The organism is Arthrobacter sp. fls2-241-R2A-172 (genome assembly GCF_030208885.1).
Lineage (GTDB): Bacteria > Actinomycetota > Actinomycetes > Actinomycetales > Micrococcaceae > Arthrobacter.
The window spans coordinates 192,392-217,404 of sequence record NZ_JARVTB010000002.1; the positions used below are offsets into that span (position 1 = coordinate 192,392).

Consider the following 25,013-nt stretch of genomic DNA (forward strand, 5'->3'; position numbering starts at 1 on the left):
GTTCGACCCAGTGCTGGCAGCGGTGCGGTGATTCGTGGCCTAGCGGGCAGTCCGGACCATGCCCAACAACCGTCCGAAGATGCCTTCACCGTCCTCGCCAATGCCATCGTGGTGGAAATCGGCGGTGACCCACGGCTGGAGCCCACGCACGGCGGCTGCCGTCTCCAGTGAAAGGTCATGGTCAACGTAAATGTCGTCCTTGTACACCGCAGCCGCAACAGGCACAGTGTTGGTTGCCAACCGCTCGGTGTCGTACAAGGGCTTCCAGTCCTTCTTGCTGGCCAGCAGGCCGGCCACCTCGCGCATTGGGGCGAGGGATGGGTCCTGCTCGAAGTACCACGGATACACCATTTCGCCGGTGAGCAGCGGCGCTTCAGCACCGGGCTCGAACTCGGGGTATTCCCGCAGGACCCTCCAAGCGGCCCAATCCGTAGCCTCGTCCTGGCCGTAGATCGACTCGTGCATCACGGCGTAGAGGGGATTGGTTCCCCTGCTCACCAGCGCCCGCACTTGTTCGAGGAACAACTCAGAGAGCCGCGGGCCGTTACTGGTCTCGATGAACGCGTCCTCCAGGAGGTAATGCAGTGCATCCACCCTGCCGTTGCCTCCCAGGAATGATCCCACCATTTGGAACCGCTCAGGCGTCAGCCGCTCGCCACTGGCCAGGAACTCCGGCTGCTCCTCCAGATGGCGCACAATCCGGGTTACAAGTTCCCGGTCCTCGGGATACCAGGAAAAGTACTCGGCGTTACGGGCCGCGACACGGCGGAAGGTGGCCTGGTACACGCGGTCGGCCGCACCCTGGAGTGGGGCCAGCCCGCCCGTAATCAGCACTTCCCGCAGTCCTTCGGGCGCAAAGGAGAGATACGTCAAGGCACAGAACCCGCCGAAGCTTTGGCCCAGGACGGACCAGGGTCCCGAGTCCAGGACCGATCGGATGTGCTCAGCGTCGGCAACGATGGAATCCGCGCGGAAATGCGTCAGGTAATCCGCCTGCGCCTCCGCATCTCCCCGTCGTTCCAGACTCATGGGCTCGACGGGGGTGGACAACCCCGTGCCGCGTTGGTCGAGCATGAGGATCCGGAAATCCTTCGCGGCGGCTTTCATCCACCCGGAGAGGGAAGTGACTCTGTTGCCCCGGCCACCCGGGCCGCCCTGGAGGTACAGGAGCCAGGGCAAGCGGCTGGCAGCTTCGGGGGTGTGCGCAGTGGAGGAGTATTCACGGGCGAATACCGAGATGGTTTCCCCGGAACCGCTCGGGCTCTCCGCTGCGTGGTCCAGGGGGACTGTGAAGTAGTGCTCCACGGTTCGGATCCCACGGAACTCGTGGCGGCCGCGGATACTGTGGCCGTTGTTGGGCAGCACGGTTTCAGCCACGGGTGAGTGCCTGGCTGGCGGGGTCGGAAGTCGCGCCAAAGGCTTCAAGCGCGTCACCTGTCAGACGGAATGTTGACCACTCCGCCATGGGGAAGGCTCCAAGGTTCTTATAGAAGTTGATCGAGGGCTCGTTCCAGTTCAGGACACTCCACTCGACACGCGCATATCCACGTTCGACGGCCGTTGCGGCCAGGTGCTGCAACAGCGCCTTGCCGTGGCCCTCGCCGCGCGCATCCGGTTCCACATAAAGGTCCTCAAGGTAGATACCGTGGACCCCTTCCCACGTGGAATAGTTCAGGAACCACAAAGCAAAGCCCTGCACCGTGCCCGCGGCATTCTCGGCGATGGTGGCGTATACCCGGGGGTTGTCCCCAAAGAGGACGTCCGAAAGCATCTCAGGAGTGTTCTTGACGGCGTCCGGTTCCTTCTCGTAGATCGCAAGATCGTGGATCATACGAAGGATTGCGGGAACGTCTTCAACTGTGGCGGGTCGGATTACACTCATGGCATCGAGCTTACTAGGGCAGATCGGCCTGCCGCCGCCAAGCCAACACTGACGATCCGTACTGTACGGGCGGCTCCCGGTACATCAGCTGTATGCCTCCCACCAGGAGGGGCGGCGCCACGAACTCGAGCGTCCCGTAGGGGCTGTCCGCGACAACGACATCAGGTTCCGGCAGCGGACTGGCTGCAACATCCCCGTAGTCCCGGGGGAGGGCAAAAAGTTCCTCGGCGGTCCGCGCCAATGACATCCTGGCCAAACCACCACGTCCTGTATGGAGCCGTTCGCCCAGCAAGGCGATGACGGCAGCAGCCAGTCCGTACCCTGTGGCATGGTCAAGAGCCTGGACAGGCAACGCCCCGGGCTTCCACCCTGCGTCGTCGGGCTGTCCATACCGTTCGGCGATCCCGGTGGCCGCCTGCACCAGACTGTCGAATCCACGCTGCCCCTTCCACGGTCCGCTGCGGCCCCACGCGGTCAAGGTGGCAACGACGAGGCCGGGCCTGCTCGCCAACAGCGCACCGGGCCCCAGACCGAAACGGTCCAGGCCGCCGTCGTGGTATCCCGTGACCACAACGTCGGCCGAAGCAACCAGCCCGTTGATGACGCCCAAGTCCGCGGTCCGGCCAAGATCCGCCTCGGCGCTTCGCTTATCGAAACCTGAATCGACGAAAGCGTCCGTTAATTCCGGAAGCTGGGGCGGGTCGATGCGTAGTACGTCCGCGCCGAGGGCCCCCAGGAGCCGAGTTGCGGTGGGGCCGGCAATGACACGGGTCAGGTCCAGGACCCGTAATCCGTCCAGCGGCAGCCGCGGGTTTGTGGCAGGAAACCACGCCGTCCGGTGCGAAGCGGCAGCATGCTCAGCCGAAGATTCGATGTCGATCCAGCCGCCGGAGGCCGCCGCATGATGCATCGGCGAGGCGAGCCATTCGGTGCGGCTCCGGACGGCCGCAGCCACGCCCTTGTTGGCCACGATCGCGGCCTCGGCCTCCAGGGAGGTCATCGACAAGAGCGTACGGTCCACGTCCTGTGGGCTGGTCGCTGAAAGGGCTTCCAGCAAACGGGCAGCATGGTGGGGATAGTTGGCGTGAAGGCGGATCCAGCCATCCTTCGTGGGCCTGAAGCCTGACATCGGAGCGAAGCCCACTGGTTTCTGCCCAGCGATTCTCAGGTGCCCCAGTGAATCGAATGCAGCCGCCGCATGAGCGGCTGAGGTGGAATACCTGCCGGGAGATCCGGTGAGTGCGTTGAGCGCAGTTGCCACCGCTTGGACTGAGCCGAGCGCGAGGCCTTCGACGTCCAATGCACCACCCCACCACCGGCGCGGACCGTCGCAGGCAGCGGGAGGCACTTCAACCAATGCCTCAAGTTTCCGCAGGCCTGCACCGAGGTCGGGGATGGTTCCCATGGGATTCCCGCTCAGAGCCTGTTGACGTCCGTCACGCGGACCACTGCAGTGCCGGACTCGTCGGAGGCTGCCAAGTCCACTTCGGCCGATATGCCCCAGTCGTGGTTGCCTGCCGGGTCATCGAAGATTTGCCGGACCTTCCACGTGCCGGGCTCTTCGGTGATGATGAGCAAGCCCGGTCCGCGCGCGTCGGGTCCGGTGCCGATGTCGTCGTGTTCGTCAAAGTAATCGTCCAACACGTCTTCCCAACGCCCGGCATCCCAGCCGGCATCGGCATCGAGTTCGCCCAAGGCATTGGAATCCTCGTCGGCGAAAAGTTCAACCCTGCGGAACATCTCGTTACGGACCATCACCCGGAAGGCCCGGATATTGGACGTCAGCGACGGAGGCGGGGGCGGTGGCGCATCGTGCGGCGTCGGGGCAGCCCCGGAGGTGAGTTCCTCCCATTCATCCAGCAAGCTGGAGTCCACCTGGCGCACCAGTTCCCCCAGCCATGCGATCAGGTCTTCGAGATCCTCGCGGAGCAGGTCCTGGGGAACGGTCTGCCGGAGGGCCCGGAAACCGTCCGCCAGATAGCGGAGGACAATGCCCTCCGAACGGGCCAAGCCGTAGAACTGGACGAACTCCCCGAAGTTCATGGCCCGCTCATACATGTCGCGGACAATCGACTTCGGCGCGAGTTCGAAGTCGCCAACCCATGGGGCTGCCTTGCGGTAGACCTCGAAGGCTTCGCCCAGGATTTCGGCCAACGGCATGGGGTAGGTTACTTCGTCGAGCATGGCCATGCGCTGGTCGTACTCGATGCCGTCAGCCTTCATGGCCGCAACCGCCTCGCCGCGTGCCTTCTTCTGCTGGGCGGAGAGTATCTTTCGTGGCTTCTCAAGCGTTGACTCGATCACGGAAACAACGTCAAGGGCATATGACGGCGACTCCGGGTCGAGCAGTTCCAACGCGGCAAGGGCGAAGGGGGACAGCGGCTGGTTCAGGGCAAAGTTTGCCTGCAGGTGCACTGTGAGACGAACCGAGCGCCCCTCGGCTTCCTGCTGGTCCTCAGGGATCCGTTCAACAACTCCTGCTGCCAGGAGCTCACGATAGATTCCCAAGGCTTTCTTCATCAGTTTCAGCTGTGCGGGCCGGCTCTCATGGTTTTCGCTCAGAAGCCTGCGGGTTGCCTGGAAGGGGTCGCCAGGACGTTCCATGAGATTCAGGAGCATCGCGTGGGTGACGGTGAAGCTGGACGTCAGCGGCTCCGGAATGGATTCCACCAGTTTGTTGAACGTCGGCTCGCCCCAGGAAACAAATCCCTCCGGCGGTTTCTTCTTGACCACCTGGCGCAGCTTCTTTTGGTCGTCGCCGAACTTGGCCGTGGCCTTGGCCATGGCTTTGGTGTTCTCCACCACGTGTTCGGGAGCCTGGACGACCACCGTGCCTGCAGTGTCGTAGCCGGCACGGCCTGCGCGGCCGGCGATCTGGTGGAACTCACGGGAGTTCAGGGGGCGGGTTCGAACGCCGTCGTATTTACTTAGGGCCGTCAACAGCACAGTGCGGATGGGCACGTTGATGCCAACGCCCAACGTGTCAGTGCCGCAAATAACTTTCAGGAGTCCTGCTTGGGCGAGTTGCTCCACCAGGCGGCGGTATTTGGGGAGCATTCCAGCGTGGTGAACGCCAATGCCATGCCGGACCAGCCTGTTGAGGGTCTTTCCGAATCCGGCGGCAAACCTGAAGCCCGCGATGAGTTCAGCGATCCGGTCCTTCTCGTCACGGCTGCACATGTTGATGCTCATGAGGTTCTGGGCGCGCTCAATGGCTTCGGCTTGGCTGAAATGGACCACATACACCGGAACCTGCTTGGTGGCGAGCAGCTCCTCAAGGGTCTCGTGGACAGGCGTCACCTGGTAGTAGTAGTGCAGCGGGATGGGGCGTTCGGCCGAGCTCACAGTGGTGGTGGAGCGGCCGGTGAGATCAGACAGGCCGGCCTCGAAGCGCGTCACATCGCCCAACGTCGCGGACATGAGGAGGAACTGGGCCTGGGGGAGTTCCAGCAGTGGCACCTGCCAGGCCCACCCCCGCTGCGGGTCGGAGTAAAAGTGGAACTCGTCCATGATGACGGAGCCCAACTCGGCGGAAGCACCCTCGCGGAGGGCGATGTTCGCGAGGATCTCAGCTGTACAGCAAATGATCGGCGCATCCTGGTTCACCCCGGAGTCACCGGTGATCATGCCAACGTTCTCTGCGCCGAAAATGTCGCACAGGGCGAAGAACTTTTCCGACACCAGCGCCTTGATGGGGGCGGTGTAGTAGCTCCGTTGGCCGCGCGCCATGGCTTCGAAGTGCGCAGCGATCGCCACCAGGGACTTTCCGGAGCCCGTGGGAGTGGCAAGGATGACGTTGGCGCCCGAGGCGAGCTCCATGATCGCTTCGTCCTGCGCCGGGTACAGCTGAAGCCCGCGACTCTCCGTCCACTCCACGAACCGTGTGTAAATTTCGTCCGGGTCCAGGGGACCGGTGTCGGCGGAACCGGGAAGCTGCTCAAGAAGTTTCATTGGTTTCCAGCTTAGTGCCCGCACGGTTTAGGCTCGGCCCAGCAGTGATGCCAGACGCGAGGAGGCTCTAATGAAGTGGGACCCGTCCAAGTACGCCGAGTTCGGTAATCATCGGGACAGGCCGTTCCATGACCTCGTGGGGAGGATCCAGGCCAACGACCCGCGGAAGGTGGTGGACCTCGGTTGCGGCCCCGGAAACCTGACGGCGACGCTGACCGATCGATGGCCCGAGGCCCGCGTGGTAGGCGTTGACTCCTCGGCGGAGATGCTCCGCAAAGCGGAGTCGCTGGCGAAGCAGACCGCGCGGCTGGAGTTCGAGCTGGGCGACATCGCCCGCTGGGAACCGGATACGGATACCGATGTGGTTGTCACGAACGCGGCGCTCCAATGGGTACCGGGCCACCAGGAAATGGTGGCTGCTTGGCTGCGCGACCTCAAACCCGGCGCCTGGTTCGCCATGCAGGTACCGGGAAATTTCACCTCTCCGTCCCACGCCCTGATGCGCGGACTGGCAGAGTCGCCGCGGTGGTCGCCCCGGTTGGCTGGAGTCCTTCGGCACGATGGCGCTGTAAGCAGTCCTGCGGATTACCTGGGCATCATGCTCGACGCCGGTTGTACGGCTGACGCTTGGGAGACCACCTACCAGCAGGTACTGACCGGCGAAGACCCTGTTCTGGAGTGGGTCCGCGGCACGGGCTTGCGACCTGTGCTGGCGGCTTTGTCCGCGGAGGAAGCCGCAGACTTCGAGCAGGAATACGCCGCGATGCTGCGGGAAGCTTATCCGGCCACGAAACACGGCACAGTTTTTCCTTTCCGGCGGATCTTTGCGGTCGCGCGCAAGAATTGAACCCCGGATTGCCGCCAATTCCAGCAGCCGACAGTTTCCCCCGCCGGACCGGCTTGTCCCGTACCGGCGTCGCTGGTCTAATTTTCGACATGGACCATGGACGTTTCGAACCCCTCACGCCGCGCACGACGCCGGTGACCGGCCGGAGTTACTGATGACTCCCACAGGCGAGTTCCCCGGCACTTGGCGGCCCCACACCGGGAGCGCCGTAGCGCTCTTTGAACAGTTGCGCCTCCGGATCATCGAACTGGTTGACTCCGGAGCCCTTGCGGTCGGGGCGAAGCTTCCTCCGGTCCGCAATCTTGCGGGTGCGCTGGATGTTGCACCCCATACAGTGGCCCGCGCGTACAAGGAGCTGGAAGCGGCCGGCGTTGTGGCTACCCGGGGGAGGAACGGCACGGTCGTCTGCGCGCGGGATGACCGATGGGGAGCGCTGGCCGGCGTAGCTGCCGAATATGCGGCTGCCGCGAAAGCACAGGGGGCTTCCTTCGCTGAAGCGGTGCAGCTTCTTGCGGCCGCCTACGACGCCGACTGATACCGATCAGTAGGGTGTGAGGCACGACATGGAAATTCGAAGAAGTTTTCGATTAGCATTGGTAGGTGCCCAAAGCCTTAGCTGAAGATACCGCCATCGAATCGCCGAACAGCATCCCAGCCGTTCTTGAAACCAAGCCCGCCAGGCCGGACCTGTCGCGCCTGGTGGTCAAGGGCGCCCGGGAACACAACCTTCGCAACGTGGACCTGGACCTGCCGCGGGACGCCATGATCGTGTTTACGGGACTCTCGGGTTCCGGCAAGTCATCGCTGGCTTTTGACACTATCTTCGCTGAAGGCCAGCGCCGGTACGTGGAATCGCTGTCCGCCTACGCGCGCCAATTCCTCGGCCAGGTGGACAAACCCGATGTCGATTTCATCGAGGGCCTGTCACCTGCGGTGTCCATCGACCAGAAGTCCACCAGCAAGAATCCGCGCTCCACCGTGGGCACCATCACTGAGATTTACGACTACATGCGGCTCCTGTGGGCCCGCGTCGGCCGCCCGCACTGCCCAGTGTGCGGCGAGCCGATCACCCGCCAGACTCCCCAGCAAATCGTGGACCAGCTCCTGGAGCTGGAGACGGGTACGCGCTTCCAGGTCCTCGCACCCGTGGTGCGCGGACGCAAGGGAGAATTCGTTGACCTTTTCAAAGAACTGACCGCCAAGGGCTACTCCCGTGCCCGCGTGGATGGTGAGCTGGTACAGCTGAGCGATCCTCCCAAGCTGGGCAAGCAGTTCAAACACACCATCGAAGTTGTGGTGGACCGCCTGGTGGTCAAGGAAGACATCAGCCAACGGCTCACCGACTCTGTCGAAACAGCCCTGGGCTTGGCCGAGGGGCGCGTCCTGGTCGAATTCGTCGACCTCGATGCCGAAGATCCTGGACGCATCCGGGCGTTTTCCGAGAACCTGGCCTGCCCCAACGAACATCCCCTGGCCATCGATGAGATCGAGCCACGTTCTTTCTCGTTCAACAATCCCTTCGGTGCGTGTTCCGCCTGCAGTGGTATTGGCACCAAGCTTGAAGTCGACGAGGAATTGATAGTTCCCAACCCGGAACTGTCGCTTGGCGAGGGCGCCATCGCCCCATGGTCGCTGGGTACGGCGACCACCGAATACTGGAACCGCCTCCTGGAGGGCCTGGCCCACGAACTGGGCTTCTCCATGAAGACCTCGTGGGAGAAACTCCCGAAGGACGTCCGCAACACCGTGCTCCACGGCAAGGACCACAAGGTCGTTGTCCAGTACAAGAACCGTTTCGGCCGGGAGCGCAAGTACAGTACCGGCTTCGAAGGCGCCATCCAGTATGTCCACCGGAAGCACGGGGAAACGGACTCGGATTGGGCCCGCGACCGCTACGAAGAATACATGCGCCAAATCCCCTGCCCTGAGTGCAATGGCGCGCGCCTGAACCCGGCGTCTCTGTCGGTATTGATCAACGGCAAGTCGATCGCCGCAGTCGCAGCCCTGCCAATGCGGGAGTGCGCGGAGTTCCTGGGCAGCCTGACCCTGACCAGCAGGGAGGCGCAGATTGCCAACCAGGTGCTGAAGGAAATCCAGGCCCGGCTGACCTTCCTCCTGGATGTCGGTTTGGAGTACCTCAACCTCGAACGGCCCTCCGGCACCTTGTCCGGTGGCGAAGCGCAGCGGATCAGGCTGGCAACCCAGATCGGCTCTGGCCTTGTGGGTGTGCTGTATGTCCTCGACGAGCCATCGATCGGACTCCACCAGCGGGACAACCGCAGGCTCATCGAGACGCTGACGCGCCTCCGGGACCTCGGTAACACGCTGATTGTCGTGGAGCACGACGAAGACACCATCCACGAGGCCGACTGGGTGGTGGACATCGGACCGGGCGCCGGCGAGCACGGCGGCCAGGTTGTGCACTCCGGAACCTACAAAGAGCTCCTGGCGAACACCGAGTCGCTGACTGGCGATTACCTGTCTGGCCGCCGCACCATCGACATCCCCAAGAAGCGTCGTAAATACGACAAAAAGCGCGAATTGAAGGTTGTTGGCGCCCGGGAGAACAACCTCAACAACGTTGACGCGACGTTCCCCCTGGGACTCTTCACTGCCGTCACAGGTGTCAGCGGTTCCGGCAAGTCCACGCTGGTGAACGAGATCCTCTATAAGGTGCTGGCCAATAAGCTCAACGGCGCCAAGCAGGTCGCCGGTCGCCACAAGACCGTGACGGGGCTGGAGCACCTGGACAAGGTGGTCCACGTCGACCAGAGTCCCATCGGCCGCACGCCCCGGTCCAACCCGGCAACGTATACCGGTGTGTTCGACAACATCCGCAAGCTGTTCGCCGAGACCACCGAAGCCAAGGTCCGGGGCTACCAGCCGGGACGGTTCTCCTTCAACGTCAAGGGTGGGCGCTGTGAAGCCTGCTCCGGTGACGGCACCCTGAAGATCGAAATGAACTTCCTGCCGGACGTTTACGTTCCCTGCGAAGTGTGCCATGGAGCCCGCTACAACCGGGAAACCCTTGAGGTCCACTACAAGGGCAAGACGATCGCCGACGTCCTCAACATGCCCATCGAGGAAGGCGCGGAATTCTTTGCGGCCTTCACCCCCATCGCGCGGCACCTGAGGACCCTGGTGGACGTTGGCCTGGGCTATGTACGGCTCGGCCAGCCTGCCACCACGTTGTCCGGGGGCGAGGCACAACGCGTCAAGCTGGCAGCCGAACTCCAGAAGCGCTCCAACGGCAGGAGCATCTACGTCCTGGATGAGCCCACCACCGGGCTCCACTTCGAGGACATCCGGAAGCTCCTGATGGTTCTCCAAGGGCTGGTGGACAAGGGCAACACCGTTATCACCATTGAACACAACCTGGACGTCATCAAGTCTGCTGACTGGATTGTGGACCTTGGCCCCAACGGTGGATCCGGCGGTGGCCGGATTATTGCCACGGGAACACCCGAGCAAGTGGCTAAATCCACGGAGAGTCACACCGCGACATTCCTGGCCGAGATTCTGGGATAGAAGTATTCCGGTAGCGGCATGCGAGTTTCAGGCATGCCGCTACTCGTGAGAAACTAACCCGGTGACTCAAACAAAGGTGCCCGTAATATTCGATCTGGACGGCACCCTTGTCGATCCTGCCGGCGGCATAACCGGGGGAATCTCTGCCGCCCTCAGGGAAATGGACCTTCCTGTTCCAGGGCAGGCGGTCCTTAATTCCATGGTCGGCCCGAAGCTCAGTGATTCGCTCTTGCATTTGGCCAATGTCCCCACAGAATTGGTGGACGAGGTCATTGATCGTTATCGGCGCCACTACAAGGAAACCGGAATTGCCCAGAGCAAGCTTTATCCGGGTATCCAGGATCTTCTGCAGGACTTTGCTGAGTCCGGCCGTCCGGTGGCAGTAGCTACCCAGAAACCACAGTCCATTGCCCGCCTTGTCCTGGAGCATCACGGCATTGCCGGTTTCTTCGTCTCCATAAGGGGCGCGGCCGACGACGAGTACTTGGGCGCCAACACTGCTTCCGGCAAGGTTGAAATCGTGGGCGCAGCCCTGGCCGACCTGCACTCGCAGCCCGCAGTCATGGTGGGGGACAGGCACCAGGACGTAGCAGGTGCCATGGCCAACGGGCTGGACTGCATCGGCGTCGGTTGGGGTTTTGCCCCCGACGGCGAACTCGAGCAGGCCGGGGCAGTGGCCGTGGTGGGCACCGCGCTCGAACTGAAAAGCACAATCGAAGAACTTGACGCTGTCCGCGCGGCAGCCCTGAGCGAGGTACAAAACGATGGCAGTATTTGATGCGATCCGGTGGACTACCCGCGGGCTCATTTCGTCCACCTGCCGCCCTACGGTCATTGGACTTGAGAACGTACCCACCGACGGCCCGTTCATTGTGGCCCCCAATCACCTCTCCTTCCTTGACAGCGTGATCGTTCAGGCACTGATGCCACGACCGGTCGCGTTCTTTGCCAAAGCGGAATACTTCACCACCAAGGGCGTCAAGGGCGCTGTGATGAAGTCCTTCTTTGAAGCTGTTGGTTCCATACCCGTAGAGCGGGGCGAGCAGGCGGCCAGCGTCCAGGCGTTGAAGACCCTGCTGGATATCCTTGAATCGGGCAAGGGCATCGGCATCTACCCCGAGGGCACCAGGTCCCGCGATGGAATCCTCTACCGTGGTCGCACCGGAGTGGGCTGGCTTGCCCTGACTACGGGTGCACCTGTCATCCCCGTGGGGCTGATCGGCACAGAGAAGCTCCAGCCGGCGGATAAGAATGCCGTCCGTCCCCAGCACTTCACCATGAAGGTTGGGGAACCGCTCTACTTCGATAAGACGGGTCCGGATCATTCGCTGCCCGCCCGCCGCGAGGTCACGGACAAGATCATGGACGCCATTGCGCTGCTCAGCGGACAGGAACGCTCCACGAGCTACAACCAGAGCAAATCCGTGGACTAGCCACCCGGGCCCTGGCTTGGCCGTGGCATCTGGTGTCGGTCCGGTTCACTAGACTGGACATGTGGCAGATCCAGCAAGTTACCGACCCCAAACAGGTGAAATTCCCACCACGCCGGGCGTCTACCGTTTCCGCGACCCCCACGGCCGGGTCATTTATGTAGGCAAGGCCAAGAACCTCCGTTCGCGGCTGAATTCGTACTTCGCCAACCCGGCAGGCTTGCTCCCCAAGACCCATGCCATGGTCCATGCTGCCAGCAGCGTTGAATGGACCGTGGTTGGCAGTGAACTCGAGTCGTTGCAACTCGAATACACATGGATCAAGGAATTCAAGCCCCGCTTCAACGTCGTCTTCCGTGACGACAAGACGTATCCGTACCTTGCTGTGACCATGGGCGAGAAATACCCCCGGGTACAGGTCATGCGGGGAGAGCGGAGAAAAGGGACCAGGTACTTTGGGCCCTACACAGCCGGTGCCATCCGGGAAACCATGGACACGCTGCTGAGGGTATTCCCGGTCCGCAGCTGCAGTGCCGGTGTGTTCAAGCGGGCCGAGTCCAGCGGAAGGCCGTGCCTCCTTGGCTACATCGACAAATGTTCTGCGCCATGTGTCGGCAGGGTCACTGCCGATGAGCACCGGGTGCTCGCAGAGGACTTTTGTTCGTTCATGGGAGGTGAAGCCAAGCGCTTCATCAGCCGGCTCGAGAAAGAGATGGCCTCAGCGGTAGCCGACCTTGATTACGAGCGCGCGGCGGGGCTCAGGGATGACATCATCGCCCTGCGCAAGGTCTTTGAACGCAATGCCGTAGTGCTTGCCGAGGACACCGACGCCGATGTCTTCGCTTTGCATGACGACGAGCTGGAGGCCTCGGTGCAGGTCTTCCACGTGCGCGGAGGCCGCGTCCGGGGCCAGCGCGGATGGGTGGTGGAGAAGGTCGAGGATGCCACCACGCCCGAGCTCATCGAACATCTGCTGCAGCAGGTCTATGGCGAGGACAGCGAAGTCCAGGGCCGCATTCCGCGGGAAGTCCTGGTCCCCGAGAACCCCAGCAACCACGCTGAACTGACTGAATGGCTGGGAGGCCTTCGCGGTGCCAAAGTGGACATCAGGGTTCCGCAGCGTGGGGACAAGGCTGCGTTGATGTCCACGGTCCGCGAGAACGCGGAGCAGGCACTCAAGTTGCACAAGACACGGCGTGCCGGCGATATCACCGTCCGGTCCTTGGCCCTCCAGGAACTCCAGGAAGCCTTGGACATTCCTGTGCCGTTGCTTAGGATCGAGTGCTTCGACATCTCGCATGTGCAAGGGACCAACGTGGTGGCGTCCATGGTGGTCGTGGAGGATGGCCTTCCCAAGAAAGCCGACTACCGCAAGTTTTCCATCACCGGTGCCGCCGCGGCGGACGACACCGCAGCCATGCATGACGTCCTGACGCGCAGGTTCCGGCATTACCTGGCGGACAAGGTGGCACAGGTCCCTGTGGTCTCCGGCGAAATCAGCAACCCCGCCCGGCCCGGAAGTGCCCGCGCAGGTGAGGCGCCGCCGTCGGACCCCACCATGCCGGCACCGAAAGCCAAGTTCGCCTACCCACCCAACCTGGTGGTGGTGGACGGCGGTCAACCTCAGGTCAACGCGGCTTCGCGCGCCCTGGCGGATCTGGGAGTCGACGACGTCTACGTCGTAGGACTGGCCAAGCGGCTCGAGGAAGTCTGGCTGCCCGACAGCGACTTCCCGGTCATCCTGCCCCGAACCTCCCAAGGCCTGTACCTTCTCCAGCGGATCCGGGACGAAGCCCACCGCTTTGCCATTACCTTCCACCGGCAAAAGCGTGGCAAGGCCATGACGGTCTCCGCGCTGGACGGGGTTCCTGGCCTCGGTGAAGCAAAACGCAAGGCGCTGGTGGCACACTTCGGCTCGCTGAAGAAAATTCGGGCCGCGTCCGTCGAGGAGCTCACCTCCGCCAAGGGCATCGGCCCGGCACTGGCAGCCGCCGTTGTCCAGCACCTGGGCTCCACTGCGGACTCCGAGGAGGCAACTCCGGCGATCAACATGACCACCGGCGAAATCCTTGAATCTTAGCTAGGGTAAGAAGTTGCTGCAACGACCATTCCGAACTGAACGGGGAACACTTGATGGATGAGGCAACAGGGTCCGGCACGGAGCAGGACGGCCTCACGCCGGTCAAACCACCGGAGGCGGAACTGCTGGTAGTGACTGGCATGTCAGGGGCAGGGCGCAGCACGGCCTCGGACGCCTTGGAAGACCATGGCTGGTACGTCGTGGACAACCTGCCCCCGCAAATGCTGGGTACGTTGGCTGAAATTGTTTCGCACGCCCCCAAATCGATTCCCAAGCTGGCCGTTGTGGTCGATGTCCGCAGCAAGGACCTCTTTACTGACATCCAAACGGCACTGGGAGCCTTGAGCGCCACGGGCATCACCTTCCGCGTGCTTTTCCTGGATGCCAGTGACGAAGTATTGGTCCGCCGGTTCGAGCAAGGCCGCAGGCCCCACCCGCTTCAGGGCGGCGGCAGGATCCTCGATGGCATCGGCATCGAGCGCGAGGTCCTGCGGGAACTGCGCGAGCATGCTGACGTCGTCCTGGACACCACGGAGTACAACGTCCACGGGCTTGCCACGGCCATCACCGAACTGTTCAGCGACACCGGACCCGTCACCCTGCGTCTGAACGTCATGAGCTTCGGCTTCAAGTACGGGCTTCCCGTGGACGCCAACTTCGTTGCCGACGCACGCTTCATTCCCAACCCGCACTGGGTTCCGCAACTCCGGCCGCACACCGGCTTGGATGAGGACGTCAGCAACTATGTCCTCGCGGCCGATGGCGTCCACGAATTCGTGGACCGCTACGTCAGCGCCCTCGAACCGGTACTGGACGGCTACCGCCAGGAGAACAAGCATTACGCCACCCTGGCCGTTGGCTGCACCGGAGGCAAACACCGTTCGGTGGCCGTCGCCGTCGAGCTGTCCAAGCGCCTGGCGCAGTATCCACGCGTTACTGTCACCACCACCCACCGCGACCTGGGGCGCGAGTAGTGGGGGTCCTGACCGGCCCGCTGCCGCTCATTCCACCGAAAGGTGTCCCCGGCAGCCAACAGAAGAAAAGCCCGTCGGTGGTCGCATTGGGAGGTGGTCATGGACTGGCAGCGTCACTGTCGGCGCTGCGGCTGCTGACGTCCGAGCTGACGGCAATCGTGACAGTAGCGGACGACGGCGGCTCTTCCGGGCGTCTCCGTGACGAGTACGGCGTCCTCCCGCCCGGGGACCTGCGGATGGCCTTGAGTGCGCTCTGCGACGATACCGACTGGGGACGCACCTGGCGGGACGTCATGCAGCATCGTTTTGACGCAGGCTCGGCCAAGGGCGGGTCGCTGGACAACCATGCCATGGGCAACCTGCTCATCGTCACCCTGTGGGAGTTGCTCGGGGACACCGTCGCCGGACTGAAATGGGCAGGAGCACTGCTCGGTGCCCGCGGGCAAGTACTGCCCATGTCCAGTGTTCCCCTCACCATTGAGGGGAGGGCCAGAGTGGAACTCCCCGACGGCGGCTACGAACTGCAGACCGTCCGTGGCCAGGCGAAGTGCGCCGTAGCCGGGAAGCTGGAAGACGTTACCCTCCTTCCCGAAGCCGCTCCGGCCTGCACGGAGGCGCTCACCGCCATCGAACTCGCCGACTGGGTGATCCTCGGGCCCGGCTCTTGGTACACCTCGGTGCTCCCGCACCTGTTGCTCCCTGAGCTCCGCCAGGCGCTGGGGGACACCGCGGCCAAGCGCTGCCTGACCATGAATCTGGACGTCGAGACCAAGGAAACCTCGGGTATGACGGCAGCGGACCATTTGGATGTCCTGCGCCGGTACGCACCGGAGTTCAGCGTGGATGTGGTTCTCGCCGACCCCGCTGCAATCCAGGACCTGAAGGCCTTCGAGAAGGCTGCCGGGATGCTCGGTGCGGAAGTGGTGTTGGGTAGAGTAGGGGCGTCGAGGCGGCGCCCCGTCCATGATCCATTGCTGCTGGCAGCGGCCTACCACGATATTTTCGGGAACAGTTAGGAACACACGATGGCACTTACTGCGTCGGTCAAGGACGAACTGTCCCGGCTTGACATCAAGAAATCTTCGGTGCGCAAGGCCGAGGTTTCGGCAATGCTGCGCTTTGCGGGCGGCTTGCACATCATCTCCGGGCGCATCGTCATTGAGGCCGAAGTGGACCTCGCCTCCACGGCGCGGCGCCTGCGCGCCGCGATCGCCGAGGTTTACGGCCACCAAAGCGAAATCATCGTTGTTTCCGGGGGCGGCCTGCGCCGCGGGAGCCGCTACGTTGTCCGGGTAGTCCGGGACGGTGAGGCACTGGCCCGTCAGACGGGCCTCCTGGATGGGCGTGGCCGCCCGGTCCGGGGGCTTCCATCGGTTGTCGTCAACGGTTCAGCAGCTGACGCCGAGGCTGTCTGGCGGGGCGCTTTCCTCGCGCACGGGTCCCTGACGGAGCCGGGACGTTCGTCATCCCTTGAAGTCACCTGCCCCGGGCCAGAGTCGGCCCTTGCCCTGGTGGGTGCGGCCCGGCGCCTGGGAATCCAAGCCAAGGCCCGCGAAGTGCGCGGCGTGGACCGCGTCGTCATCCGTGATGGGGACACCATCGCCACCCTCCTGACCCGTATGGGTGCCCACGACGCACTCATGGTTTGGGAGGAACGGCGGATGCGCAAGGAAGTCAGGGCCACGGCCAACAGGCTTGCCAACTTTGATGACGCCAACCTGCGCCGCTCGGCCCAGGCTGCCGTTGCGGCCGGCGCAAGGGTGGACCGTGCCCTGGAGATCCTTGGTGACGACGTTCCGGACCACCTCAAGTACGCGGGGGAGCTCCGCGTCGCCCATAAACAGGCAAGCCTGGATGAACTGGGCCGGCTCGCTGATCCGCCCATGACCAAGGACGCCATCGCGGGTCGTATTCGCCGCCTGTTGGCCATGGCTGACAAGCGCGCCCTGGACCTGGGCATCCCGGGCACCGAGGCAAATGTGACTCCCGAAATGATGGACGAGTAGGCCACACCCATAGAATCGAAAAAGTGCGGAGGAAATACTGTGAGGGCGCGGCGGGTTGTTCCCGATGGACGCAGGAGCAGGCTTCTTCGCCAAGGATTTCCGGCCGGTCCGCTGGCCGGATGAAATAACGAGTTACCAACCCGGACGTCAGTCCATTACATTGGAGGATTTCGTGACAGAGTACGTTCTGCCCGAGCTCGGCTACGACTACGCAGCACTCGAGCCGCACATTTCGGCAAAGATCATGGAACTGCACCACAGCAAGCACCATGCGGCCTACGTCGCAGGCGCGAACAACGCGCTCTCCCAGCTCGCAGAGGCACGCGACAAGGGCGACTTCGCCAACATCAACCGCCTCTCCAAGGACCTCGCGTTCCACACCGGTGGCCACATCAACCACTCCGTATTCTGGAACAACATCTCCCCGGACGGCGGCGACAAGCCCGAAGGTGAACTTGCAGCAGCCATCGACGACGCTTTCGGTTCCTTCGATGCCTTCCGCGCACAGTTCAGCGCTGCTGCACTGGCCCTGCAGGGTTCGGGCTGGGCATTCCTTGCCTACGAGCCCATCGGCGGAAACCTGGTCATCGAGCAGCTTTACGATCAGCAGGGCAACGTTGCGCTCGGCACCACCCCGCTGCTGATGCTGGACATGTGGGAGCACGCCTTCTACCTGGACTACGTCAACGTCAAGGCTGACTACGTCAAGGCTTTCTGGAACATCGCAAACTGGGCAGACGTCGCCAAGCGCTTCGAAGCCGCACGCACCAACGCCACGGGCCTCATCGTCCTCTAGTGGTGAGCAAGGGTTCACGGAGATGTAACAAAAGTCACTTTTAGCGTGAATTCCGGCTAAATGCTGAAAAGCCTGCCTCCGCAGTTGCGGGGGCAGGCTTAGTTAAACGTAAGATGGATCACGGAAGGCGGTTAGCCTTCAGCAACGTGGCTGGTCGCCCTCCGATCTGATAATCACCTCTGCCCAACGGCGTGCGGGGTCTGTTAGTTGGAAATATCTGATCCGACTCACTAGGCGTGCTTGCAAGAGCACCAAGGAGATTGACACATAGTGACCACCCGTATTGGTATCAACGGCTTCGGCCGCATCGGCCGTAACTACTTCCGCGCAGCACTGGCCCAGGGCGCAGACCTTGAGATCGTCGCAGTCAACGACCTCACCAGCCCCGAGACCCTCGCCCACCTCCTGAAGTACGACTCCGTCGGTGGACGCCTCGCCCAGACCGTGGAAGTTGTCGATGGAAACCTGGTTGTCGACGGTAAGTCGATCAAGGTCCTGGCAGAGCGCGATCCCGCGAACCTTCCGTGGGGCGAGCTGGGCGTGGACATCGTTATCGAGTCCACCGGTTTCTTCACCAAGGCCGCCGCAGCGCAGAAGCACATCGACGCCGGAGCCAAGAAGGTCCTCATCTCGGCACCTGCCAGCGACGAAGACATCACGATCGTGATGGGCGTGAACCACGAGCTCTACGACCCGGCAGCGCACAACATCATCTCCAACGCGTCCTGCACCACCAACTGCCTCGGCCCGCTGGCCAAGGTCGTCAACGACGCCTTCGGCATCGAGCGTGGCCTCATGACCACGGTCCACGCCTACACGGCCGACCAGAACCTGCAGGACGGCCCGCACGGCGACCTCCGCCGTGCCCGTGCAGCAGCCATCAACATGGTTCCCACCTCCACCGGTGCGGCCAAGGCAATCGGCCTCGTCCTGCCCGAACTCAAGGGCAAGCTCGACGGCTACGCCATTCGCGTTCCCGTCCCCACCGGTTCCGCAACGGACCTCACGGTGACGGTTTCCCGCGAAGTCACGGTCGAGGAAGTCAACGCCGCAGTGAAGGCCGCAGCAGAGTCCGAACAGTGGGCTGGCATCCTCTCCTACACGGACGCTCCGATCGTGTCCTCGGACATCGTTGGCGACCCGGCGTCGTCCATCTTCGACTCCGGCCTCACCAAAGTCATCGGCAACCAGGTCAAGGTTGTTTCCTGGTATGACAACGAGTGGGGTTACTCCAACCGCCTCGTCGACCTCACGGAGCTCGTCGCATCCAAGCTGGGCTAGGGTAGACACATGACATCTCACACCCTCAACGAACTCATCGCTGAAGGTGTCCGCGGGCGGTACATTCTGGTCAGAAGTGACCTGAATGTGCCGCTCGACGGCTCTACAGTGACCGACGACGGCCGCATCAAAGCGTCCCTGCCGGTCATCAAGAAGCTCTCGGACGCCGGTGCCCGTGTGCTCGTAACCGCCCATCTCGGCCGCCCCAAGGGTGCCCCCGAGGAAAAGTACTCCCTGAAGCCCGCAGCGGACCGCCTGGCTGAACTCGCGGACTTCTCCGTGCAGCTCGCCAAGGATACCGTTGGCGCCTCCGCCAAGGAGCTTGCCAGTGGCTTGCAGGACGGGAACGTGCTGGTCCTCGAAAACGTTCGCTTTGACGCCCGGGAAACCAGCAAGGACGATGCCGAGCGCGGCGCGTTCGCTGACGAACTCGTTGCACTGACAGGTGGCAACGGTGCGTTCGTGGACGATGCTTTCGGTGCGGTACACCGCAAGCACGCCAGCGTTTACGACGTCGCCACGCGGCTGCCCTCTTACCTGGGCGACCTCGTCCACACCGAGGTTGAAGTTCTTCGGAAACTGACCAGCGACACGCAGCGCCCTTACGTCGTGGTCCTCGGCGGTTCCAAGGTCTCCGACAAGTTGGCTGTCATCGACAACCTGCTGGGCAAGGCTGACACCATCCTGGTTGGCGGCGGCATGCTGTTCACCTTCCTGGCTGCTGCCGGGCACAAGGTTGGAGCAAGCCTCCTGGAGGAAGACCAGATCCCTGTCGTCCAGGACTACCTCAACCGTGCCGCCGACGCCGGAACGTCGTTTGTCATTCCAACTGACGTGGTGGTAGCCAGCCGCTTCGCAGCGGATGCCGACCACGAGGTTGTCAGGGCGGATGCCATTGAGGAAAGCTCTTTCGGTGCTTCCGGCATCGGCCTGGACATCGGACCCGAAACGGCCTCGGCTTTCGCAGCACAAATCGAGGGAGCCAAGACCGTCTTCTGGAACGGCCCCATGGGCGTCTTCGAATTTGAGGCCTTCTCTGCCGGCACCCGTGCCATCGCGCAGGCGCTCACCGACACTGTGGCCTTCACAGTGGTGGGCGGCGGCGACTCAGCGGCCGCGGTTCGCACCCTCGGCTTTGACGATTCGCAGTTCGGCCACATCTCGACCGGCGGCGGCGCAAGCCTGGAATACCTTGAAGGCAAGGAACTTCCGGGGCTCAGCGTCCTGGACCGCTAAGCACCAAACCGGCCGGCAGGACGCCTATGCGTCCTGCCGGCCGTTCCACATCACAACGTAATCTTTGGAGTTCATGTGACTACCTCTGCCAACGGCAACTTCGTTCGCAAACCCTTCATCGCCGGCAACTGGAAGATGAACATGGACCATGTCCAGGGCATCACCTTGCTGCAGAAGCTCGCCTGGACCCTGTCCGACGCCAAGCACGACTACAACCGGGTAGAGGTAGCCGTCTTCCCTCCGTTCACCGATCTCCGCGGCGTCCAGACCCTGGTTCAGGGCGACGACCTGGAAATCGTTTACGGCGGCCAGGACCTGTCCCAGTTCGACTCCGGCGCTTACACCGGCGATATCTCCGGTCAGTTCCTCAACAAGCTGGGCTGCGCCTACGTCCTGGTGGGCCACAGTGAGCGCCGCACCATCCACAACGAGTCCGACGAAGTCGCGAACGCCAAGGTCAAGGCAGGCTTCCGCCACAGCGTCACCCCGGTGCTGTGCGTGGGAGAGGGCCTGGAAGTCCGCCAGGCCGGAACACACGTTGAGCACACGCTGGCCCAGTTGAGGGCCGGTGTTGAGGGTCTTACGGCCGAGCAGGCGGCTGAGCTTGTAGTGGCATACGAGCCCGTCTGGGCCATTGGAACCGGGGAAGTAGCCGGTCCTGAGGATGCCCAGGAAATGTGTGCTGCCATCCGTGCCGAACTTGCCGTGCTCTTTGACGAAACGGTCGCGTCCAAGACACGGTTGCTGTATGGCGGTTCCGTCAAGGCCAACAACGCCGCGGCAATCATGGCAGAAAGCGACGTCGACGGTTTGCTTGTGGGTGGCGCCAGCCTGGACCCCGCGGAGTTTGCTAACATTGTCAGGTTCGAGAACCACCTGGTCACTGACTAGTCCGGCTCCCGATTTCCGCTTCTTCGAAAGGCCGTCGTGGACGTTCTTCAAGTCATTCTGCAGATCCTGCTGGGCATCACCAGCCTCCTGCTGACGCTGCTCATCCTCCTGCATAAGGGACGTGGCGGCGGTCTGTCCGACATGTTCGGTGGTGGAATGAGTTCAGGTCTGAGCTCCTCAGGTGTTGCCGAGCGCAACCTGAACCGCTTCACCATCATTCTCGGAATTACCTGGGGCGTAGTCATCATTGGCTTGGGCCTGATCATGCGTTTTGCTTCGGGCGGCGACTCCTAGTCGTTCCTGGCTAGGGGAGGTTCCTTCACGGGAACCTCCCCTTTTTTCTTGCCCCGCACCAAACAGCAGTGCCGCCGTCGGGCTCCCCGGATTAGAATTGGCGTGTCGGCCGCAAGGCCTGCAGGGCCGTGACGGCCGACCACCGACTCGCTAGGGGTTCGAAAATGGTTCATGGCACGCCCGGTTACCGGGGCACCCGAGTAGGGGTCGCCCAAGGATCCGCACCCAGAAATCACAGCGACCATGGCGAAGGGCAACAGCTGCCCCGCATCCGCGTGCCGTATTGGTGCGCCAAGGGCCACGAAACGCAACTGGTATTCCTGAAACTTCCGGAAGAGCAGATACCCAAGTCCTGGGATTGCCCCAAATGCGGCCTGCCTGCTTCCAGGGACCCCAGCCATCCTGCCTCATCGCGGCCGGAGGACGAGATCTTCAAATCGCACTTGGACTACGTTAAAGAGCGACGCTCCAGCCAGGACGCTGAAGTGGTCCTGGCTGGAGCGTTGGAGCGGTTACGCGCCCGCGGGGTCCTTCCGGACAAGTTGCTGGGGGACTCGTGACGCTGCGTTCTCGTCGATAAGCCACAGAGTCCTCGAACGGCCCACAGGGCCCGCTGCCGGGACTTGTACCGGGTTGGCGCCGGCAAGGGCCAACCCAACAGCACCGGCCTTATCCTCACCGGCAACCACCATCCAGATTTCCTGGGCGGTGTTGATGGCTGGAAGAGTCAGCGAGATGCGCGACGACGGCGGCTTCGGCGAGTTCTCTACGCCTACCACCGTGCGGGTCTTCTCCCGGATGCCCGCCTGTTCAGGGAACAGGGACGCCACATGCGCGTCCGGGCCAACGCCGAGAAGAAGGATGTCGAATCGGGGGAGTACGCCCGGGTGCTCCGGCCTGTCATCGGACATGTCTGCTGCGTGTTCCGCTTCTGCGGCAGCCTTAAGCTCATCGGCGTAGGCAGCAGCTGCTTCCTCGGAGGAAGCGAACTGGTCGGTCGAACCGGGTTCGTGGACACGGGCCGGATCCACATCCAGGTGGGACAACAGAGCCTGGTGCGCCTGGCGGGTGTTCCTTTCATCGCTGTCCGCAGAAACGAAACGCTCATCGCCCCACCAGAAGTTGACCTTGGACCAGTCCACCGCGGGAGCCGCAGCCGAGTCGGCCACTGCCTTCAATGTTCCAATGCCAACAGTGCCGCCGGTCAGGACTACCGTGGCTTCACCGTGTTTGTCCTGGACGTCCACGAGCTTGGTGATCAGGCGGGCCGCAATGGCGGCCATCAGCACCTTGGAGTCGGGGTGGATGCTTACTCTTGGCTCAGCGTGCACTGGTCTGGACTCTCCTCTGGCTGGTAAGTGGCAGTCCCATCGTAATCACTTCTCCGAAGACTTCGTCGGGATCGAGTCGACGCAGTTCCTCGGCCAGGCAGTCCTTGAGGCTCCGGCGGGGAAGCGTGATGCGCTGGGCCGGTTGACCGGGCTGGGTCAGTTCCGCCACGGACAGGCCGGGGCGGAACAACTGCACGTCACCGCTGGCACGCGTCAGGCGGACCCGGCGAATGCCAGTGCCTGCCGGATCAGCCACAATCGTGACGGGGGCCTGCAGGGCAAGGCTCAACCACGCAGCGAGCAGCAACGTACTGGGAGAATCCGAGGCACCCTCGACCGCAATGGCCGAAACGGGGTCTCCGTCCACCTGGTCGAAGACAGCGGCCAGTTGCATGCGCCAGTTGGTCAGGCGCGTCCACGCGAGGTCGGTGTCGCCGGCCTTGTACGTGGACCGGATGTTCTCCAGCGCCAGGCGCGGATCGGGTTCGTTGGCCGAATCCGTGATCCGGCGGTGCGCTATGCGGCCGATCGACGTCTCACACGCGCTTTCCGGTGCACCGTGCGGCCACCAGGCAACGATGGGAGCATCCGGAAGCAGCAAAGCGGCAACCAGGGATTCGCTTTCGTGGGCCATATGGCCGTGGCCGCGCAGGACAATGACCTCGGACGCGCCGGCGTCGCCACCGACGCGGATCTGCGCGTCCAGGCGGTCAGGGCCTTCAGCGCCGGCGTCAGCGAGCACGATAATCCGGCAGGGGTGTTCCCGGCTGGCTTCGTTGGCCGCCTCGATGGCTTCCTCTTCCTGCCCGGACTTGGTGACGACCACCAAGGTAAGGACGCGGCCCAGGGCGATCACGCCGCCCTGTTCGCGGAGCGACATGATCTTCTTGGAGATCTTGGAAGTGGTGGTATCGGGAAGATCTACGATCATGGCCTTCTCCAGGTTCGTCCGTCACGTGCCAGCAGGGCGTCGGCCGAGGCCGGCCCCCAACTGCCGGGGGCGTAAGGTTGCGGTTGTTCGTCGAGCCCGGCCCAGTAATCCTCGAACGGGTCGAGGATCTTCCAGGACAGTTCGACTTCCTGGTGCCGGGGGAACAGTGGCGGCTCGCCCAGCAGCACGTCCAGGATGAGGCGTTCGTAAGCTTCGGGGCTGGACTCCGTGAACGAATGCCCGTACCCGAAGTCCATGGTGACATCGCGGACTTCCATTTGGGTGCCCGGTACCTTTGACCCGAAACGGATCGTGGCGCCCTCATCGGGCTGGACGCGGATCACCACAGCGTTCTGGCCGAAGTCGTCCTCACCGTGGTCACGGAAAAGCAGGTTTGGTGCACGCTTGAACACCACGGCAATCTCGGTGACGCGGCGGCCGAGGCGCTTGCCCGCACGCAGGTAGAACGGAACACCGTTCCAACGGCGGGTGTTGATGTCCACCCGGATCGCAGCGTAGGTCTCGGTCTTGGAGTCGGCGGGGATACCGTCCTCGTCCAGGTATCCGAGGACTTCCTCGCCGCCCTGCCAGCCGCCGGTGAACTGCCCACGCGCCGAATGGGTGGACAGGTCTTCGGGCAGCTTGACGGCGGCGAGGACCTTTTCCTTCTCAGCGCGCAGGTCATCGGCGTTGAAGGAGATGGGTTCTTCCATGGCCGTCAGGGCCAGAAGCTGCAACAGGTGGTTCTGGATGACATCGCGGGCTGCGCCCACGCCGTCGTAGTAGCCTGCACGGCCCCCGGTGCCGATGTCTTCGGCCATGGTGATTTGCACGTGGTCAACGTAGTTGGCGTTCCAGAGCGGCTCGAACAACTGGTTCGCGAAGCGCAGGGCGAGAATGTTCTGCACCGTCTCCTTGCCCAGATAATGGTCGATCCGGAACACGGCGTCCGGCGGGAACACCGATTCGACAATGTCGTTCAACTGACGCGCGGATTCCAGGTCGTGGCCGAACGGTTTCTCAATGACCACACGACGCCACTGGCCGGGCTTGGCCTGGGCCAAGCCATGCTTGGACAGCTGGCGGCACACCTGTTCAAAAGCCTTGGGCGGGATGGACAGGTAGAAACCATGGTTGCCGCGGGTACCGCGCGTCTCGTCAAGTTCGTCCAGGACGTCGCCAAGGCGCTCGAAAGCGTCGTCGTCGTCGAACTCGCCTTGGACAAAGCGGATACCGGACGCAAGCTGCTCCCAGACCCCTTCATCGAACTTTGTCCGGGCGTTGGCCTTGACGTTTTCCTTCACCTCGGCGGCGAAGTCGGCGTTGTCCCACTCGCGCCGGCCGAAGCCCACCAAAGCGAAGCTGGGAGGCAGCAGGCCACGGTTTGCGAGGTCGTAGACCGCGGGCATGAGTTTCTTACGGGCGAGGTCGCCGGTGACTCCGAAGAACACCAACGACGAAGGCCCGGCGATGCGGTTCAGGCGCCGGTCCCGCGGATCCCGCAAGGGGTTCCGCAGGCCGGCGTTCTTCCTGCCGTTTTCAGTTTCTGGCATGT

Annotated in this window: 22 protein-coding genes; 15 read left to right on the top strand and 7 right to left on the bottom strand. The window is 63.0% G+C overall.

The features are described from left to right. Window positions 1-39: 39 nt before the first annotated feature. The 4 genes from QRM57_RS03755 to QRM57_RS03770 are packed head-to-tail and all read right to left on the bottom strand — an operon-like array spanning window position 40 to window position 5,833. Window positions 40-1,377: an alpha/beta fold hydrolase gene (locus QRM57_RS03755; protein ID WP_284985648.1), complete on the bottom strand. Its 1,338-nt coding sequence runs from the start codon at window positions 1,375-1,377 to the stop codon at window positions 40-42. Beyond that, on the bottom strand, window positions 1,370-1,882 hold the full coding sequence (locus QRM57_RS03760) for a GNAT family N-acetyltransferase (protein WP_257368153.1): 513 nt from the start codon (window positions 1,880-1,882) through the stop codon (window positions 1,370-1,372). Before QRM57_RS03760 ends, QRM57_RS03755 begins: the two co-directional genes overlap by 8 nt. A gap of 13 nt (window positions 1,883-1,895) precedes the next feature. Beyond that, the gene (locus QRM57_RS03765) at window positions 1,896-3,287 is read right to left on the bottom strand and encodes a CoA transferase (RefSeq protein ID WP_284985649.1); all 1,392 of its coding nucleotides are present in this window, start codon (window positions 3,285-3,287) and stop codon (window positions 1,896-1,898) included. Window positions 3,288-3,298: 11 nt separating this feature from the next. Next, window positions 3,299-5,833, bottom strand: coding sequence for a DEAD/DEAH box helicase (locus QRM57_RS03770; protein ID WP_284985650.1), 2,535 nt, complete (start codon window positions 5,831-5,833; stop codon window positions 3,299-3,301). A gap of 70 nt (window positions 5,834-5,903) precedes the next feature. On the opposite strand from QRM57_RS03770, the gene QRM57_RS03775 reads away from it, so the two are divergent. The 15 genes from QRM57_RS03775 (at window position 5,904) to QRM57_RS03845 (ending at window position 21,756) form a co-directional block, all read left to right on the top strand. Beyond that, complete coding sequence (locus QRM57_RS03775) at window positions 5,904-6,680, top strand: trans-aconitate 2-methyltransferase (RefSeq protein WP_284985651.1); 777 nt, start codon at window positions 5,904-5,906, stop codon at window positions 6,678-6,680. A gap of 154 nt (window positions 6,681-6,834) precedes the next feature. Beyond that, a complete protein-coding gene (locus tag QRM57_RS03780) occupies window positions 6,835-7,215 on the top strand; it encodes a GntR family transcriptional regulator (protein WP_257368149.1) in 381 nt (126 codons plus the stop codon). A gap of 65 nt (window positions 7,216-7,280) precedes the next feature. Continuing rightward, window positions 7,281-10,208, top strand: coding sequence for an excinuclease ABC subunit UvrA (gene uvrA / locus QRM57_RS03785; RefSeq protein WP_257368148.1), 2,928 nt, complete (start codon window positions 7,281-7,283; stop codon window positions 10,206-10,208). A 61-nt stretch (window positions 10,209-10,269) separates the two neighbouring features. Next, window positions 10,270-10,986 carry an HAD hydrolase-like protein gene (locus QRM57_RS03790; protein WP_284985652.1) on the top strand — a complete coding sequence of 239 codons (717 nt, stop codon included), beginning with the start codon at window positions 10,270-10,272 and terminating at the stop codon, window positions 10,984-10,986. Then, window positions 10,973-11,641: a lysophospholipid acyltransferase family protein gene (locus tag QRM57_RS03795; RefSeq protein ID WP_235521722.1), complete on the top strand. Its 669-nt coding sequence runs from the start codon at window positions 10,973-10,975 to the stop codon at window positions 11,639-11,641. Before QRM57_RS03790 ends, QRM57_RS03795 begins: the two co-directional genes overlap by 14 nt. 61 nt (window positions 11,642-11,702) lie before the next feature. Beyond that, window positions 11,703-13,718, top strand: a complete 2,016-nt coding sequence (gene uvrC, locus QRM57_RS03800; protein WP_257368146.1) for an excinuclease ABC subunit UvrC — start codon at window positions 11,703-11,705, stop codon at window positions 13,716-13,718. Window positions 13,719-13,771: 53 nt separating this feature from the next. Beyond that, window positions 13,772-14,692, top strand: coding sequence for an RNase adapter RapZ (gene rapZ, locus QRM57_RS03805; protein WP_235521724.1), 921 nt, complete (start codon window positions 13,772-13,774; stop codon window positions 14,690-14,692). Continuing rightward, on the top strand, window positions 14,692-15,708 hold the full coding sequence (locus QRM57_RS03810) for a gluconeogenesis factor YvcK family protein (RefSeq protein WP_235521725.1): 1,017 nt from the start codon (window positions 14,692-14,694) through the stop codon (window positions 15,706-15,708). Before rapZ ends, QRM57_RS03810 begins: the two co-directional genes overlap by 1 nt. A gap of 9 nt (window positions 15,709-15,717) precedes the next feature. Beyond that, on the top strand, window positions 15,718-16,698 hold the full coding sequence (gene whiA, locus QRM57_RS03815) for a DNA-binding protein WhiA (protein WP_235521726.1): 981 nt from the start codon (window positions 15,718-15,720) through the stop codon (window positions 16,696-16,698). Window positions 16,699-16,870: 172 nt separating this feature from the next. Then, entirely contained in the window at window positions 16,871-17,494 is a 624-nt protein-coding gene (locus QRM57_RS03820; RefSeq protein WP_211712622.1) for a superoxide dismutase, read from the top strand. A 270-nt stretch (window positions 17,495-17,764) separates the two neighbouring features. After that, complete coding sequence (gene gap / locus QRM57_RS03825) at window positions 17,765-18,775, top strand: type I glyceraldehyde-3-phosphate dehydrogenase (protein WP_024821016.1); 1,011 nt, start codon at window positions 17,765-17,767, stop codon at window positions 18,773-18,775. A 9-nt stretch (window positions 18,776-18,784) separates the two neighbouring features. After that, entirely contained in the window at window positions 18,785-20,011 is a 1,227-nt protein-coding gene (locus tag QRM57_RS03830) for a phosphoglycerate kinase (protein ID WP_257368145.1), read from the top strand. Window positions 20,012-20,086: 75 nt separating this feature from the next. Next, the gene (gene tpiA / locus QRM57_RS03835; RefSeq protein WP_284985653.1) at window positions 20,087-20,902 is read left to right on the top strand and encodes a triose-phosphate isomerase; all 816 of its coding nucleotides are present in this window, start codon (window positions 20,087-20,089) and stop codon (window positions 20,900-20,902) included. 36 nt (window positions 20,903-20,938) lie between these two features. Then, entirely contained in the window at window positions 20,939-21,196 is a 258-nt protein-coding gene (secG, locus tag QRM57_RS03840) for a preprotein translocase subunit SecG (protein ID WP_211712625.1), read from the top strand. A 164-nt stretch (window positions 21,197-21,360) separates the two neighbouring features. Then, complete coding sequence (locus tag QRM57_RS03845) at window positions 21,361-21,756, top strand: RNA polymerase-binding protein RbpA (protein WP_284985654.1); 396 nt, start codon at window positions 21,361-21,363, stop codon at window positions 21,754-21,756. Here QRM57_RS03845 and pgl read toward each other — a convergent pair. The 3 genes from pgl to zwf are packed head-to-tail and all read right to left on the bottom strand — an operon-like array spanning window position 21,709 to window position 25,011. Then, window positions 21,709-22,527 carry a 6-phosphogluconolactonase gene (gene pgl, locus QRM57_RS03850; protein WP_257368142.1) on the bottom strand — a complete coding sequence of 273 codons (819 nt, stop codon included), beginning with the start codon at window positions 22,525-22,527 and terminating at the stop codon, window positions 21,709-21,711. The two genes, QRM57_RS03845 and pgl, sit on opposite strands and share 48 nt — an antisense overlap. Beyond that, a complete protein-coding gene (locus QRM57_RS03855; RefSeq protein WP_257368141.1) occupies window positions 22,517-23,458 on the bottom strand; it encodes a glucose-6-phosphate dehydrogenase assembly protein OpcA in 942 nt (313 codons plus the stop codon). The genes pgl and QRM57_RS03855 overlap by 11 nt, the downstream gene beginning before the upstream one ends. Next, on the bottom strand, window positions 23,455-25,011 hold the full coding sequence (zwf, locus tag QRM57_RS03860; RefSeq protein WP_235521733.1) for a glucose-6-phosphate dehydrogenase: 1,557 nt from the start codon (window positions 25,009-25,011) through the stop codon (window positions 23,455-23,457). Before zwf ends, QRM57_RS03855 begins: the two co-directional genes overlap by 4 nt. Window positions 25,012-25,013 lie beyond the last annotated feature (2 nt).

Bases quoted from the DNA above. Each gene is read 5' to 3' on its own strand.
- QRM57_RS03760 (WP_257368153.1), bottom strand. From the start codon at position 1,882: ATGAGTGTAATCCGACCCGCCACAGTTGAAGACGTTCCCGCAATCCTT.
- QRM57_RS03765 (WP_284985649.1), bottom strand. From the start codon at position 3,287: ATGGGAACCATCCCCGACCTCGGTGCAGGCCTGCGGAAACTTGAGGCA.
- QRM57_RS03770 (WP_284985650.1), bottom strand. From the start codon at position 5,833: ATGAAACTTCTTGAGCAGCTTCCCGGTTCCGCCGACACCGGTCCCCTG.
- QRM57_RS03775 (WP_284985651.1), top strand. From the start codon at position 5,904: ATGAAGTGGGACCCGTCCAAGTACGCCGAGTTCGGTAATCATCGGGAC.
- QRM57_RS03780 (WP_257368149.1), top strand. From the start codon at position 6,835: ATGACTCCCACAGGCGAGTTCCCCGGCACTTGGCGGCCCCACACCGGG.
- QRM57_RS03795 (WP_235521722.1), top strand. From the start codon at position 10,973: ATGGCAGTATTTGATGCGATCCGGTGGACTACCCGCGGGCTCATTTCG.
- rapZ (WP_235521724.1), top strand. From the start codon at position 13,772: ATGGATGAGGCAACAGGGTCCGGCACGGAGCAGGACGGCCTCACGCCG.
- whiA (WP_235521726.1), top strand. From the start codon at position 15,718: ATGGCACTTACTGCGTCGGTCAAGGACGAACTGTCCCGGCTTGACATC.
- QRM57_RS03830 (WP_257368145.1), top strand. From the start codon at position 18,785: ATGACATCTCACACCCTCAACGAACTCATCGCTGAAGGTGTCCGCGGG.
- QRM57_RS03845 (WP_284985654.1), top strand. From the start codon at position 21,361: ATGGTTCATGGCACGCCCGGTTACCGGGGCACCCGAGTAGGGGTCGCC.
- QRM57_RS03855 (WP_257368141.1), bottom strand. From the start codon at position 23,458: ATGATCGTAGATCTTCCCGATACCACCACTTCCAAGATCTCCAAGAAG.
- zwf (WP_235521733.1), bottom strand. From the start codon at position 25,011: ATGCCAGAAACTGAAAACGGCAGGAAGAACGCCGGCCTGCGGAACCCC.